Below are 15,313 nucleotides of genomic sequence, written 5' to 3'. Positions count from 1 at the left end.
CTTAATTTTTATAATTTTCAGCAAAAAACTTATCAAGCAAATCATAAAACTCCTTTGGTATGGTAACCTTTAAAGACCTCTCAAGTCCTTTTTTCTTCTTCGCAAGATGCAAACACTCTGCTTTTTTACAAAGATATGCTCCCCTTCCCGGCAACCTTTGTTTTTCATCTATGAAAACTCCCCTGTCATTTTTTGCAATTCTCAAAAGCTGGTTTTTAGGTTTTACTTCCTGACAACCAACACATTTCCTGTTCGGGATATACTTTTGCACAGTTTGTCACCTACTTATTTTATTTACCCTTTATGTCTATTTTCCAACCAGTTAGTTTTGCGGTAAGCCGAGCATTCTGTCCGCCTTTCCCAATAGCAAGAGATAACTGGTCGTTTGGTACAAGGACAAAAGCCTTTTTCTCAACCAGATTCAAATCAATATGGACAACTTCCGCAGGGCTGAGCGCATTTTTAATAAACTCTCCTATGTCGTTGCTCCATTTCACTATATCAATTTTTTCATTTCCAAGATGTTTCAGCACATTTTGAATCCTTATTCCCTTTTCGCCAACACATGCACCGATAGGATCAATCCTTGAGCTATTAGAATAAACTGCTACTTTTGACCTTGACCCGGCTTCTCTTGCAATTGCTTTTATTTCTATTATACCTTCCTGAATCTCCGGTACTTCATTTTCCATTAGCCTTCTGATCAAATTGGGATGCGTTCTTGAAAGATAAACTATGGGCTCCTTTTCTTTTGGTGGAATCTTTACATCTACAAGATAAAACTTCATCATTGTCCCGGGCTTATACTCTTCACCCGGAATTTGCTCTTCCATTGGAAGTATTGCTTCAACTTTTCCACCTTCTATTTCAACAATAACATTTTTCTTATCTATTCTCTGAATAACTCCCGTTACAATATTGTCAATCTTAGCTGAATAATCTTCAAATATTATATTTCTCTTCTTTTCTCTTATCTTGCCTATAACTGTTTGCCTTACTGTCATTGCAGCTTTCCGGCTAAAATCAGAAATTGGAACCTCGATTGCAACAACGTCACCCACCTGATATCGTTTATCAATCTTTCGCGCATCTTCCAATGAAATTTCATTTCTTCTATCTTTTACATTTTCCACTACTTTCTTGTACTCAAAAATCTTCACATCACCCTTTTCAGGGTCAATTGAAACCTTCACATTTGAAAGGTTCTTATCCTTTATCCCTCTTACCTGTTTGTAAGCAGTTAAAAGAGCTGATTCTAAAACAGAATAAATATACTCTCTTTCGATTTTATACTCTCTCTCAAGCTCATCAATTGCAGAAAATAGCTCCTGAAAATCTGTGGTTGCAACTTTTTTTGCCATTTTTATTAAAAGCCCCCTTTGTTTTTTAAAATCTTATTGTAAGTTTCACTTTTTTTATATTCTCAAAAGGTATAGAAATATTTTCACCGTCTACCATTATTATAAGATTTTCCTCTTTTTTTTCTACAAGCTCACCGGTGAGCTTGGTAGTTTTCATAAAAGGCTGTTTGAGGAAAACATCAACCAGTCTTCCTTTATTTCTTATAAAAGCTTTCTCGTTTACAAGCGGTCTGTCTACGCCCGGTGATGAAACTTCTAAATAATAACTAAAAGGTATAGGATCAGCAATATCTAATTTATCAGACAACTCCTCACTTACAAGCTGACAATCATCGATTGTAATTCCACCAGGTTTGTCTATATAAACTCTTAAAAAGTGACTCTTGCCTTCCTTTTTGAATTCAATATCCACCAGATCAAAACCGTATTTTTCCAAAATAGGTCTTACAAGTTCTTCAACCTTTTTAACCACTTTGGACATACCCAATCATTCCTTTCACAAAAAATTCTCTCTTAAACAACATTAAAGAGTGGGGGACACCCACTCTTTTGCTAATTTACTTTATGTCAACAAAACTGATTGTATATATTATAGCATACTTAAATCTATTTTAACAAGAATCACAAAAATTATTCATTCAATTTTTCCACTGACTTTTTCAATTTTTTTATTGCCTCTTTTACATCAACGCTGTCAAAGACATACGATCCTGCGATAATTACACTTGCTCCTGCTTTTACGCATTCTACAACCGTTTGTTCATTTATACCACCGTCAACCTCTATCTCAAACCTGTAACCTTTTCTTTCTCTCAACTCTGATAGATTCCGAATTTTTTCTAAAGTATAATCAATGAACTTCTGTCCACCATAACCGGGATTTACAGTCATAACCAGAACCATATCAACCATCCCAAGTACATTTTCTATAAGACAAACTGGAGTGGCAGGATTTATTGCAACGCTTGCTTTTTTTCCAAAACTTTTGATTTTATTTATCAAAGCATCCAGGTGATAAGTTGTTTCTGCATGGACTGTAATATTATCTGCACCGCTTTTCACAAACTTCTCGATATGTCTTTCCGGATTCAATATCATCAAATGAACATCAAAAAAAAGATTTGTATGTTTTCGCAAAGCTTTTATAACCGGAGCACCAATGGTAATATTTTCTACAAAATTCCCATCCATAACATCTATGTGTACCAGATCTGCTCCACTTTCTTCAAGTTTTTTAACTTCATTTTTTAAATCTGAAAAGTCAGCCGATAATATTGATGGTGCAATTTTTACAGCCACCTTAAAATCCTCCCTTTTGAAGCCAATATATCAATCATACTCTTTTTTTGCAGGAAGTTGCATAAATATCTCCTTGTAGCGTTCATATCTCTCAAAATTTATCATTCTTGCATTTACTGCTGCTTTCACACCACACTCGGGTTCGAAAATATGATTACATCCCGGAAATTTACAATTCTCATGATCGTAAAACTCCGGATAGTAATATTTTAGCTCATCTCGAAGTATTCCCATAATCTCAATAGAGCTAAAACCCGGGGTGTCTGCTATATATGTATCTTCACCTGCTCGCAAAAGCTCAACAACCCTTGTTGTGTGTCTTCCTCTCTCAATCTTCTTTGAAATTTCTCCAACTTTAAGATTCAAACCTGGTATCAGGCAGTTCAGAATAGAAGTCTTTCCCACACCCGATTGTCCTGCAAAAACTGATATTTTGCCATTGATTTTTTGTTTTAACTCCTCAATACCCTCTCCTGTTTTTGCAGACACTCCTACTATATCAAATATACTGTACTGATTCTTTATAATTTCAAATGTCCTGCCACCATCAAGGTCAATTTTATTAACACAAATGAGAGGTTTTACCTTTTCCTTCAAAACATTTACAAGCAGTTTGTCAAGTGCAATAAGCGAAACCTCAGGTGAGACCGAAGCCACTACAACAATCGCAATATCTACATTTGCAACAGGCGGTCTTATAAGCTGGTTTCTCCGCGGATGTATTTTGTCTATAACATAAGTATCCTTTGCCTTTTCTACAACTGTTACATGATCACCGACAAGTGGCGTTATCTCTTCTTTCCTGAATATACCCCGTGCTCTGCATTCATAAATATTTCCGCTGTGATCATATACATAGTAAAAACCAGCAATTACCTTTGCAATTACACCATTTATCTCCATGGTTATTCCACCATCTCCTCCGACGAAAGTTGGTCATTTATATACATTCTGATAGTTGAAGGACCTGTTATTGGTACCTTAACCTGTAGAGGAGTCTCTTCTCTTTTTACCACTCTATCAAATACAGTACTCTCATTATTGTTGGAGACAACAACAATCTTTACATTTGCTTCACTTAAATCAGCGGGCAGAATGACTGTTTTAATGACAATCTTGGCAGTATTTTTCTGTTCAACTCTTTTGGCAACTATTAAATCCACGCTGCTACCCTTATCAACCATTGTATTTGCATAAGGAAATTGCTCCAGAACCATCCCAGATTCCCTATCAGTTACCTCTTTGTATGTGATATTCCCCACACTCAACCCTGTTTTTTGTAAAAGTTCTCTTGCCGAAGTTATGTCCATATTAGTGACATCAGGTACAGATACTTTTTCGATTTTTGGACCTATGCTCACTGTCAGCACTACTGTCCCATTTTTTTCAATAGATTCATTTGCTGCAGGCTGCTGAGAGATAACAGTGTCAACAGGTTTATCAGAATAATCTCTTTTTATCTCGACATTGAGCCCCGCATTGTTAAGATCAATCTCTGCATCCTTTATATTCTGTCCCACAACATCTGGTACACGTACCATTTCTGGACCTTTGCTCACTATGAGTTTTACAGTCGTATCCTTCTTGACCTTTATACCTGCAGCTGGTTCTTGATTTACAACCGTACCCTTTTCAGACTGGTCATTTTGTTCTACTATTGTAAACTTGAGTCCAAGTTCATTTAACTTGTTTTTTGCATCCTCCACTGAATAACCCACAAGGTCGGGCAGGGTAATATCATCCTCTGGAGGTACCAGGCTCTTTCCAACAGCATTATAAAATACAAGCCAGCCAATTGCAACAATAATTAAAGCAGTTAAAACACCAGCTACAACATATACCCAATCCTTTTTAAAAACCTTTTGCCTTTTTTCTGGCTCTTTTATCATATCCTTTGTTTTCAATTGTTCAAATTGAAATTGTTTTGTTGCAGCATTTTCATGTGTTTCAATCTTTACAAAATCACCCTCAGGATCAACCAATGAATTTTTCAAATCCTGTATCATCTCCATAGCAGATTGGTATCTCATAAGTACATCCTTCTGCAAAGCTTTCAAAATAATCGCTTCTAAACTTCGTGGAATATCCGGATTATAAAGTGTTGGACGAACTGGTTGCTCCTGTAAGTGTTTTAAAGCAATTGATATGGGTGTATCCCCATCAAATGGTAAAACCCCCGTTAACATCTCATACAATACTACACCAAGCGAATATAAATCAGATCTGTTATCCACATATCCACCTCTTGCTTGTTCCGGTGAAAAATAGTGCACAGATCCAATTGTCAGGTTTGTATTTATGATTGTACCGGTTGAAACAGCACGTGCTATACCAAAGTCTGTAACCTTGACTATTCCATTTTCATCAATAAGTATATTTTGTGGTTTTATATCTCTGTGGACAATTCCTTTTTTGTGTGCATGGTCAAGTGCCCTTAAAACCTGTATTGCAATTGTCACAGCATCTTTTGTGCTAACTCTTCCTACTTCTTTCATAAACTCCTTAAGAGTTTTTCCATTTACATATTCCATTATTATGTAGTGCATACCTTCCTGTTCACCAACATCATAAATGGAAACAATGTTTGGATGTGAAAGTGAAGCAGCAGCCAGAGCTTCTGTCCTGAACCTTGTCAAAAACTCCTCGTCACTTGCAAACTCGCTTCTAAGTACCTTTATAGCAACGTATCTGTTGAGAACCTTATCTTTTGCTTTGTATACAACAGACATACCACCGCTGCCCAGTTTTTCAATAACGCTGTATCTATTGCCTATAACAAAATCATCCATTCTTACCCATCACCTTCTTAAAACTTTTTTACTTAGCAGTAAAATAAAGCACTGTTATATTGTCAATGCCACCATTCTCAAGTGCCTTGTCAATTAAAACTTTGCCTATTCTTTCAAATGAAATTTTTTCAAAGGTATCTTTTATATACATCTCTGAAACCATGTTGGTAAGTCCATCTGTGCAGAGTAAAATATACCATTTCTCTCCTAACTCCTGAAAACTAAATCTGTATATATCTACCTCTATATTCCTTTCTATGCCAATAGCCCGTGTAATTATGTTTTTCTGTGGATGTGTATATATCTTCTCTTTTGTAATTTTACCACTCTTATACATTTCATAGACTAAAGAATGGTCTTCTGTTATCTGCAGTATCCCATTTTCATTGATAAGATAAACCCTTGAATCGCCTACATTGCTAACAATTACCCTATCTTTTAAAACAAATACCCCTGCTAAGGTTGTACCCATTCCATACCATACTGGATTTTCCAGCTGAAGTTCTGCCATCTTATGGTTTGCATAATAATAGGCTTCCTTTATAACCTGTTCTTCTAATTCATTTATATTTTTTAATTTTATTAGAAGATACTCAAGGATATATTTGCAGGCAAAGCTGCTTGCAACCTCACCTGCACTATGTCCACCCATTCCATCTGCAATTAAAAAAATAGAAAAGCTACTATCCCTGGTTGTAAATACCAGATAATAATCCTCATTGTTTGTTCTTATTTTTCCAGTTTCTGAAGCAGCAATGTACTTCACACACTTCATCTCCTGTTTTATCAGAGTATATATTTATAGTGGCGTGCTCGCAACTGCCCACATGCTGCGGCAATACTGCTTCCCAATTCTCTTCTTATTGTTACCTGAATACCAGATGACTCAAGAATATTATAAAATTCTCTTATTCTTTCCCGTGGGGGTCTTTTGAACCCCTTTTCATTTACTGGATTTATAGGAATTAAATTAACATGAACAAGCCTTCCGGATAACATTTTTGCAAGCTCTTTTGCGCATTCGTCTGAGTCATTTACACCATCTATCAAAGCGTACTCAAATGTGACTCTTCTATTTGTCTTTTCTATATAGCAATCAACAGCTTTTAACACTTCTTCAATAGGATATTTTTTATTTATTGGAACAAGCTCATTTCGCAGCTGGTTATTCGGCGCATGAAGAGAAATTGCAAGGTTAACCTGCTTTGGATACTCTGAAAGCTTATAAATTCCTTCCACAATACCAACAGTTGAGATTGTTATATGCCTTGCACCAATATTCTTTCCCTCTTTTGAATTTACAATATCTATAAACTTAAAAACATTTTCAATATTGTCAAACGGCTCTCCGCTTCCCATTAAAACAATATTGGATATTTTCTTTTCAGTAACATTCTCAACATTGATAATCTGATCTACCATCTCACCTGCCGAAAGATTCCTTATCATTCCACCAATTGCTGAAGCACAAAACGCACAGTTCATTCTGCAACCAACCTGAGTAGAAATGCATATTGCATTTCCATAGCTATAAGGCAAAAATACTGATTCAATGGCATTTTTATCAACCAACTCAAATAAAAACTTTATGCTCTCTCCATCACACATAGATTCTATGGTCCTCAGTGAGTTCAAAATAAACTCCTCTTCTATTTTTTTTCTCAACGCAAGTGGGATGTTTGTAAAAGCATTCACATCTGTTGCATTCTTCTTGTAAAGCCATTCAAAAATCTGATTTGCACGAAAAGGTCTTTCACCTGCTTCTTCTACCCACTTTTTGAGCTCATCTAATGTAAAATCTTTAATAAGCCTTTTCATGCTTCTTCCTTGCCCTCTTTCCTGAGTTTTGCAATAAAAAATCCATCACATTGATATTCATCAGGAAAAATGGTTTTCTGATATACAATAGAAAACTCTTTATGTCTTTTTACAAAATCTTTAGCAGTATCTTCGTTTTCTTTATGTCCAAGAGTGCATGTACTGTAAAATATTATACCACCATCTTTTACATATTTAGCAGCATTATCAAGTATTCTTAATTGAAGCTCATGTAAACTTTCTATATCTTCAAGTGTCTTATTCCATTTGATATCAGGTTTTTTTCTAATTGTCCCAAAACCAGCACATGGAAGATCAGCAATGACAATATCAAACTTGTCTATAAAATCTTCATTCAAAATGGTAGCATCACTCTGCGCAGGTACAACATTGTCAAATCCAAGTCTTACCAGGTTGTTTCTCAGAAGATCAACTTTTGACTTATTAACATCACATGAAATTATAAAACCTTTTGTTATTTCCGCACAGTTAAAAGTTTTTCCACCTGGAGCCGCACAAAGATCCAGTATAGCCCCTGCGCTTTCAAAGTCTTCTTTATTCCATTTCACAACAAGAGAAGAAGCAAGGTCCTGGAAATAAAAATAGCCTTCTCTGTAAAGATCACTATCTTTTATATTACCACTGAGAATATAAACAATTTCACTATTCTCCTCTGCCAAAGTGTATTTGTATCCATTTAATTCTAATTTCTTCAAAAAATCTTCTCTATCTATCTTCTTGGTATTTATCTTTATACTCTGCAATGGTTTGGTATTTAAAAATTCAAGAATCTTTATTGTTTTTTCCAGCCCATAAGATTGTTCTAAATATTCAATAAGAAACTTTGGATATGAAAGTTTTATAGAGAGAAAATCCTTCAAATTTGTTTCTTTTACTCTTTCAAGTGCCTTCTCTATTTCGTCTTTTTTCCTAATTATGTTTCTGAGAACCGCATTGACAAAACCCTTTTGATGCTTATTAATACTTTCAACAAGACTGCAGGCCTCATCGACCGTTGCATATTCGGGAATCCTGTCAAGAAACATAAGTTCGTACGTTGCTATTCGCAAAACATTTAAGATTCTTTTGTCTTTTACACCCTTTGTTGCAACAAAATTTATATAGTAATCAAGAAGGTTTTTAAATTTTAAAACTCCATGTACAATCTCAACAAAAAGTTTTCGATCTTTGGGATCTTTTAGCGTCCGGTGATACTTTTCCATTAAAGTATCTGCATTGGGATTTTTCTTATTTTCAATTTCAGAAATGACCAAAAAAGCACTTCTTCTTGTATTAATTTTCAATCATCCCTTCTTCTTTGAACTAAACTCAGATAATATAATAGCTGAAGTATTGCTACCGCAACAGCTGCAACATATGTCATTGCTGCAGCATTTAAAACCTTTCTTACCCCCTGCTCTTCAGAAGGCATAATTACTCCTGCCATCTTTAAAGCCTGAATAGCCCTCCTGCTTGCGTTTAGCTCAACCGGCAAAGTAATCAATGTAAATAAAACCGCAAGGCAAAACAGAAGTATTCCAATATTTATAAAAATATCTCCATTTTTGAACAAAAGTCCTATTAATATTAACGGAAATGCAAGGTTTGAACCTATGTTAACAACCGGCACCATTGCACTTCTTAAAGCTAACCATGGATATTTTTCATAGTGCTGTATAGCATGTCCTGCCTCGTGAGCGGCAACACCCAGTGCCGCAATGGAATTAGAATTAAATACACCACTTGAAAGTCTCAGTATTTTAAAGCGTGGATCATAATGGTCTGTTAAAAGCCCAGGAACATACTCCACCTTCACATCATAAATACCATTTGCCCAAAGAATACTCTTTGCTGCTTCTGCACCGGTTAGCCCTGAAAAACTCCTTATTTTAGAATACTTTGCAAAAGCAGATTGAACCCTTATCTGTGCAAATATCGAAATTAAAAAGGCAGGGATTGCAAAAAACAAATACACAGGGTCAAAATAGTAAAACATTACTCATGATCCCCTCCTTTTTAACTTAAAATATCACCTTTTTTTATTTTATACCCGTTAACAAAATCTCTTGCACTTATTTTTTTCCCACCTTCTAATTGAAGCTCTTTTATTTTAATTGCACCATCTTTTAACTTAACCACAATCCCACTGTCGTCAACTTCCACAACTGTGCCATTTTGCACATCTTCTATTTTCCATTTATTTACAATTTCCATGTCATGGATTTTTAAAAGCTTACCTTTGTAGGTTGTAAATATACCTGGCCAATTTTTCAGAGCTCTAAATTTATTATAAATTTCTATACCGGTCATATCCCAAGAAATCTGACCTTCATCTTTTTCGATAGGAGGAGCATACGTGGCTTTTGTTGAATCCTGTTTTACCGGTGAAATATTTGAGATATTTTTCAAAGTCTCAATTAGAAGTTTACCGCCAAGTTCGGAAAGCTTTTTAGAAAGTGTTATTACATCATCAGTCCACTCTATTTTTATTCTCTCCTGAAGAAGAATATCTCCTGTATCAAGTCCTTCATCCATCTTCATAATTGTAATGCCTGTATAATCCCGCCCGTCCATAATTGCTCTTTGGATTGGCGCAGCACCTCTGTATTCAGGTAAAAGCGAAGCATGAACATTGATACATCCATACCTGGGTATCTGTAAAACTTCTTTTGGAAGTATTTTCCCGTATGCCACAACCACAATCACATCTGGATTTATTCTGTTTAAGATTTCAAAAAACTCCTGGTTGCCTTTCAATCTGTCAGGTTGAACCACATTGAGATTGAATTTTAAAGCAAATTCCTTGACCGGTGGTGAGGTTAAAATCTGTTTTCTGCCTACTGGCTTGTCCGGCTGAGTTACCACCAGTTTTATATTGAATGAAGGATCTTCAATTAATTTCTGCAATATATTTACCGCAAACTCCGGAGTTCCCATGAAAACAATATCCAACGGCAATCCTATCTCCTTTCAGAAAATAGTTGGGTGTTTAAGAACCATTATTCTAAGTCCATCTTTTGTCCTTTTGAACGTCTTTCTTCAATTTCCTGTTCTGTCACAAACCTTATCACCTTGTCAGTAAATAAAATTCCATCAAGGTGATCAATCTCGTGGCACAAAGCCCGTGCCATTAAATCTTCAGCCTCAATTACAATCTCTTCACCGTACCTGTTCTGACCTCTTACAACCACCTTTTTCGGTCTTTCCACCTCTCCCCATACATTGGGAACTGAGAGACAACCCTCAACATCTATCTGGGTTCCTTCAGAATACTCAATAGAAGGATTTACAAGTTCAACTGCACCATTACCCACATCAATTACAATCACTCTTTTCAATATTCCAACCTGGGGTGCTGCAAGCCCTATTCCATTTGCTTCATACATAGTTTCTTTCATATCATCAATAAGATCATGAAGTCTTTTATCAAACTTTTCAACAGTTTTAGATTTCTTCCGAAGTATTTCATCTTCGTAGGTTCTTATCTTTCTCAAAGCCATCTTGTACTTTTTTTACCTCCTGTTTACAGTGTATTCCAGGGATTTATATCTATTATTAGTTCAGCATTATTATAATTATACCTTTCTTTTATCTTATTTGCCACCTCAATCATCTGAAGAGCCTTCTTAAATTTTACCAGTATATGGTATCTATATTGATTTTCAACCTTGAAAATTGGGCTCTCACTTGGTCCATAAATCTTTGCATCAGTGGTTTTAGAACACTCTTCAAGCAATCTATACACATTTTCTATTCCTTTTTTGGCATACCTCTCACTGTGAGACACCACCAAAAAATTTACTATGTATACATAGGGAGGATATTCCAATGTTTTTCGCAGTTTTATCTCTTCTTTAAAAAAACTATCATAGTCATGTTTTGATGCTGCCACAACACTATAATCATCAGGATTGAAGGTCTGGATAATCACTCTTCCTTGTTTTTCCCTTCCTGCTCTTCCAGCTACTTGAGTAAGAAGTTGAAATGTTCTTTCTTTGCTTCTAAAATCCGGCATATTTAAAATAGTATCTGCATTAACCACACCAACCAGAGTCAGATCAGGAAAGTGTAGCCCTTTTGCAATCATTTGTGTGCCAATAAGTATATCAGCTTCTTTCTGTTTGAACTTATTGAAAATTTCTTCAATAGCGTTTTTCCTGGTAGTGGTATCTCTGTCCACACGTAAAACCTTAGCATCCCTGAAATACATCTTAATCTCATCTTCAATTTTCTGAGTTCCACTTCCATACTGGCGCATATATTTACTCCCACACTTAGGGCAAACACCTGTATATTTCTCCTTGTAATTACAATAATGACACTTCAAATACCCTGTCTTGTGATATGTCAAAGAGATGCTGCAATTTTTACACATATAAACATAACCACATTCACGACATATTACAACAGGTGAGTACCCTCTTCTGTTTAAGAAAAGTAAAACCTGTTCTTTTCTCTGCAAATTTTTCTCTATTTCAGATAGCAATAACCTGCTGAAGATAGATCTATTCCCTTCTAAAAGTTCTTTTTTCATATCCACAACAAATACATCAGGCATTTTCATGTTTATTCTGTTTTTCAAACTACATAAAATATACTTTCCCGAAATAGCCCAGAAATAATGCTCAACCGTCGGAGTTGCCGAACCCAAAACTACAGGGATGCTGTTTATCTTTGCTCTCATTTGAGCAACTTCAACAGCATTTATGCGTGGAGATTTTTCAGATTTATAACTTGGTTCATGCTCTTCATCCACAATTATAAGACCTATTTCCTTTGCTGGAGCAAATATAGCCGATCTTGGTCCAATTATCACCTTTGCTTTTCCGTTTTTTAACTTCAACCAGGCAACCTGTCTTTGTGTGCTGCTCATCTTACTATGATAGACAACAACATCAGTATTCAATCTGTTTTTAACCCTTTCAATCATCTGGGGAGTAAGAGAAATTTCTGGCACCATCAGAATAACACTTTTTCCCTTTTCAACCACATACTTCATTGCCTGAATATATACCTCTGTTTTTCCGCTCCCGGTTACTCCAAATAAAAGAATATTTTTGTAAACTCCTTCATCAAAAGCTGTTTTTATTGTACTCAGAGCTTTATTCTGTTCCTCTGTCAACGTATAATGTGGTTGCATCAAAGAGTTTTCAATTTTATCTTCCAAATCTTTCAAAGGTCTCAGTTCATATTTTAGCAGTCCTTTTAAAAATAAACTTATAATTTTTTCTTTGTTTTCTCTTGCAAATTTCGAATCTGCTAAAACAGGTTTTTTCATGATTCTATTGTAAACCTCTAAAAATTCATCTTCTAAATCTATATGCTCGGTTCTTTGTACCGAAATTTGATATATTTCTTTATTACTTACAAAAGGTGGTATAACCAGCTCCAATGCCTGTCCAAGTTTAAGAGCATAGTAATCTTTAATAGAAAGTGCAAGCTTTATTTGCTCTTCAGAGACAACAGGAATCTCATCAATTACAGCAAGAATACATTTTAATTTATCTTTCTCAACATTTGTATCATTTTTTACATTGACAATAAGACCTTCCACAACTCTGTTTGAAACTCCAAACGCTACATAAACTCTTTTGCCAACTTCAACAAACTCTTTAAAATGTTCTGGTACCAGATAGTCAAATGTCCTGTCCACATTTGCATCTTGATAATTAATACATACCTCAGCAATCATTTTAAAACTCCACCCACTAAAAGTATTACCTCTGCTATTTTTTGCAGAGGTAATCCACTATGAAGTCAAATATTTTACTTGCCACTTCTTTTTTACTGAGCTTTGGAAGTTCTATAATCTTATCCTTTGATACAAGTGTCACTATGTTGGTATCTACATCAAATCCAGCACCCTCTTGCAGGACATTGTTAGCAACAATTAAATCTGCATTTTTCTCATAAAGCTTTTTCTGCGAATTTTCTACTATATTTTCAGTCTCAGCTGAAAATCCCACAATAATCTGCCCGTTTTTTTTGGTTTCCCCAGCATACCTTAAAATGTCCGGATTTTTTTCTAACTCAATGTAAAAATTTTCTAACTGATCCTTTTTAATCTTTGTACTTTTAAAATCTTTGGGTCTGAAGTCGGCTACTGCAGCAGAGAATATAAGTATATCATGTTCATCCTTTATCCTTTTTACTACATCATACATCTGAGAAGCTGTTTCAACATTAATAATTTCTATGCTGGCATAGGTTTGAATGTTAACAGGACCTGATATTAATGTAACCTTTGCCCCTCTTTTATAAGCCTCCTCTGCCAGCGCAAAACCCATTTTACCTGACGACCTGTTAGAAATAAACCTCACAGGGTCCAAGTATTCCCTGGTTGGTCCTGCTGTAATTAGAACATTTTTGCCCTCTAAATCCTTCTTTTCAAGTATTCTTTCAATTTCAACTACAATCCTGTGGTTTTCAGGATAACGTCCTTTCCCATATACTCCACAGGCCAGAAAACCTGCATCTGGATCTAAGATAGCTACACCGGATTGCTTTAGCTTCTGTATATTTGCCTGAACAATTCTATTTTCAAACATATTCGAATTCATTGCAGGAACAATCAAAACAGGTTTATTAAAAGCTAAAAAGGTGGTTGATAAAAGGTCATCAGCAATACCATTTGCAAATTTTCCTATTATATTAGCAGTCGCGGGAGCTACAACCATGATATCTGCCCAGTTTGTCAAAGAAATATGTTCTATATCGTAATAATGCTCACTTTCAAATGTGTCAAGATAAACCCTGTTTTGCGAAAGTGTTTGCACTGTCAAGGGAGTAATGAACTTCTTTGCGTTTTTTGTCATAATAACTTTTACATTAGAACCACATTTTACTAAAAGCCTGATCAATTCACAGACTTTATATGCCGCTATTCCCCCGCACATTCCAATCAAAATATTTTTATCCTTTAGGCTCATTCTTTTTCACCGGCTTTTCATGTTTGTTTACATACCTGTAAGAAATTTTTCCAGCAGCAATTTCATTTACTGCCATTGTTACATACTTGTCAGAATTCAAATTTAAATCTACTCTCTTTTGAGCCAGCTCTAAAAGCTGTCTTGCCCGCTTTGCAACAAGCACAGACAGTGTATATTTATTGTCCACATACTGCAAAAGTTCATCAAGCCCGGGTCGAAGCAACACTTTACAATCACTCCTTTAAAAAGCTTTCTATGTCGAATCTTTTTGTTTTAAGTTTTTCTACTTCAATAATCTTTTCAATTGCCTCAACAGCTTTATCAACATCATCATTTACAACACAATAGTCATACTCTTGCAAAAGCCTGATTTCTCCTCTCGCAATATTCATTCTTGCCTCTATTTCCTGGTCAGTCTCGGTCGCTCTTTTTTTGAGTCTGTTATAAAGCTCCTGCATAGATGGAGGTAATATGAATATAAGTACTGCATCCTCAAATTTAGACTTGATTTTCAAAGCACCCTGCGTTTCAATCTCCAATATTACATCAAAGCCCTTCTTCAAAGTATCCAGAACAAAGTCTTTGGGTGTACCATAATAATTTTTATTGTACTCAGCATATTCTAACAAGTTGTCGTTTCTTATATCGTCTTCAAATTGTTCCCTGGAGACAAAAAAATAGCTAATGCCTTCTTTTTCACCAGGTCTTGGTTTTCTGGTGGTTTTTGAAATTGAAAGTTTGATATTGGCATTTTTCTCTAAAAGCCTGCCAACAACTGTACCTTTCCCAACACCTGCCGGTCCTGATATGACAACTAAAAGCCCCTCTTTCATTTTTTGTCAACCTCATCATCAACATCAATATCCTCTTCAAAGTCCTCTTCAGGCTCTATTACCCTGTGTGCAACAGTCTCTGGTTGGACAGCTGACAGTATCACATGGTCAGAATCTGTTATAATAACAGCTCTTGTTCTTCTTCCGTATGTTGCATCAATTAGCATTCCTCTTTCTCTTGCTTCCTGAATTATCCTTTTTATGGGCGCAGAATCAGGGCTGACAATGGCTATTAACCTGTTTGCTGAAACAATATTCCCAAAGCCAATATTGATAAGTTTTAT

At 35.5% G+C, this 15,313-nt stretch carries 17 protein-coding genes; all 17 read right to left on the bottom strand.

Annotated elements, in window-relative coordinates; all coding sequences use genetic code 11:
* Position 1: 1 nt before the first annotated feature.
* Positions 2–271 (bottom strand): RNase P modulator RnpM, encoded by a 270-nt coding sequence (gene rnpM / locus OTK00_RS05160; protein WP_045169333.1) that lies wholly within the window; start codon positions 269–271, stop codon positions 2–4.
* A 19-nt stretch (positions 272–290) separates the two neighbouring features.
* Positions 291–1,361: a transcription termination factor NusA gene (gene nusA, locus OTK00_RS05155; protein WP_045169332.1), complete on the bottom strand. Its 1,071-nt coding sequence runs from the start codon at positions 1,359–1,361 to the stop codon at positions 291–293.
* A 25-nt stretch (positions 1,362–1,386) separates the two neighbouring features.
* Positions 1,387–1,842: a ribosome maturation factor RimP gene (locus OTK00_RS05150; RefSeq protein ID WP_045169331.1), complete on the bottom strand. Its 456-nt coding sequence runs from the start codon at positions 1,840–1,842 to the stop codon at positions 1,387–1,389.
* 149 nt (positions 1,843–1,991) lie between these two features.
* A complete protein-coding gene (gene rpe / locus OTK00_RS05145; RefSeq protein ID WP_045169330.1) occupies positions 1,992–2,660 on the bottom strand; it encodes a ribulose-phosphate 3-epimerase in 669 nt (222 codons plus the stop codon).
* 30 nt (positions 2,661–2,690) lie between these two features.
* Complete coding sequence (rsgA, locus tag OTK00_RS05140; protein ID WP_045169329.1) at positions 2,691–3,563, bottom strand: ribosome small subunit-dependent GTPase A; 873 nt, start codon at positions 3,561–3,563, stop codon at positions 2,691–2,693.
* A gap of 2 nt (positions 3,564–3,565) precedes the next feature.
* A complete protein-coding gene (pknB, locus tag OTK00_RS05135) occupies positions 3,566–5,449 on the bottom strand; it encodes a Stk1 family PASTA domain-containing Ser/Thr kinase (protein ID WP_045169328.1) in 1,884 nt (627 codons plus the stop codon).
* A 28-nt stretch (positions 5,450–5,477) separates the two neighbouring features.
* Complete coding sequence (locus OTK00_RS05130) at positions 5,478–6,224, bottom strand: Stp1/IreP family PP2C-type Ser/Thr phosphatase (RefSeq protein ID WP_045169327.1); 747 nt, start codon at positions 6,222–6,224, stop codon at positions 5,478–5,480.
* Positions 6,225–6,235: 11 nt separating this feature from the next.
* Entirely contained in the window at positions 6,236–7,267 is a 1,032-nt protein-coding gene (rlmN, locus tag OTK00_RS05125) for a 23S rRNA (adenine(2503)-C(2))-methyltransferase RlmN (protein ID WP_045169326.1), read from the bottom strand.
* The gene (gene rsmB / locus OTK00_RS05120; RefSeq protein WP_082054622.1) at positions 7,264–8,571 is read right to left on the bottom strand and encodes a 16S rRNA (cytosine(967)-C(5))-methyltransferase RsmB; all 1,308 of its coding nucleotides are present in this window, start codon (positions 8,569–8,571) and stop codon (positions 7,264–7,266) included. Before rsmB ends, rlmN begins: the two co-directional genes overlap by 4 nt.
* Positions 8,568–9,263 (bottom strand): zinc metallopeptidase, encoded by a 696-nt coding sequence (locus OTK00_RS05115; protein ID WP_045169325.1) that lies wholly within the window; start codon positions 9,261–9,263, stop codon positions 8,568–8,570. The genes rsmB and OTK00_RS05115 overlap by 4 nt, the downstream gene beginning before the upstream one ends.
* Positions 9,264–9,283: 20 nt before the next feature.
* Positions 9,284–10,204 carry a methionyl-tRNA formyltransferase gene (fmt, locus tag OTK00_RS05110; protein ID WP_045170150.1) on the bottom strand — a complete coding sequence of 307 codons (921 nt, stop codon included), beginning with the start codon at positions 10,202–10,204 and terminating at the stop codon, positions 9,284–9,286.
* Between the two features lie 62 nt (positions 10,205–10,266).
* Positions 10,267–10,767, bottom strand: coding sequence for a peptide deformylase (def, locus tag OTK00_RS05105; RefSeq protein ID WP_045169324.1), 501 nt, complete (start codon positions 10,765–10,767; stop codon positions 10,267–10,269).
* 23 nt (positions 10,768–10,790) lie between these two features.
* Positions 10,791–12,959, bottom strand: a complete 2,169-nt coding sequence (gene priA, locus OTK00_RS05100; RefSeq protein ID WP_045169323.1) for a replication restart helicase PriA — start codon at positions 12,957–12,959, stop codon at positions 10,791–10,793.
* Between the two features lie 34 nt (positions 12,960–12,993).
* A complete protein-coding gene (gene coaBC, locus OTK00_RS05095; RefSeq protein ID WP_045169322.1) occupies positions 12,994–14,196 on the bottom strand; it encodes a bifunctional phosphopantothenoylcysteine decarboxylase/phosphopantothenate--cysteine ligase CoaBC in 1,203 nt (400 codons plus the stop codon).
* Positions 14,180–14,422, bottom strand: a complete 243-nt coding sequence (gene rpoZ / locus OTK00_RS05090) for a DNA-directed RNA polymerase subunit omega (protein WP_045169321.1) — start codon at positions 14,420–14,422, stop codon at positions 14,180–14,182. The genes coaBC and rpoZ overlap by 17 nt, the downstream gene beginning before the upstream one ends.
* Positions 14,423–14,429: 7 nt before the next feature.
* On the bottom strand, positions 14,430–15,029 hold the full coding sequence (gene gmk, locus OTK00_RS05085) for a guanylate kinase (RefSeq protein ID WP_045169320.1): 600 nt from the start codon (positions 15,027–15,029) through the stop codon (positions 14,430–14,432).
* Positions 15,026–15,313: an extracellular matrix/biofilm regulator RemA gene (remA, locus tag OTK00_RS05080; RefSeq protein WP_045165538.1), complete on the bottom strand. Its 288-nt coding sequence runs from the start codon at positions 15,311–15,313 to the stop codon at positions 15,026–15,028. Before remA ends, gmk begins: the two co-directional genes overlap by 4 nt.

The sequence above is a fragment of the Caldicellulosiruptor morganii genome (genome assembly GCF_026810225.1).
In the GTDB taxonomy this organism is placed as follows: domain Bacteria; phylum Bacillota; class Thermoanaerobacteria; order Caldicellulosiruptorales; family Caldicellulosiruptoraceae; genus Caldicellulosiruptor; species Caldicellulosiruptor morganii.
This window is presented reverse-complemented; position numbering and strand designations above follow the sequence as displayed.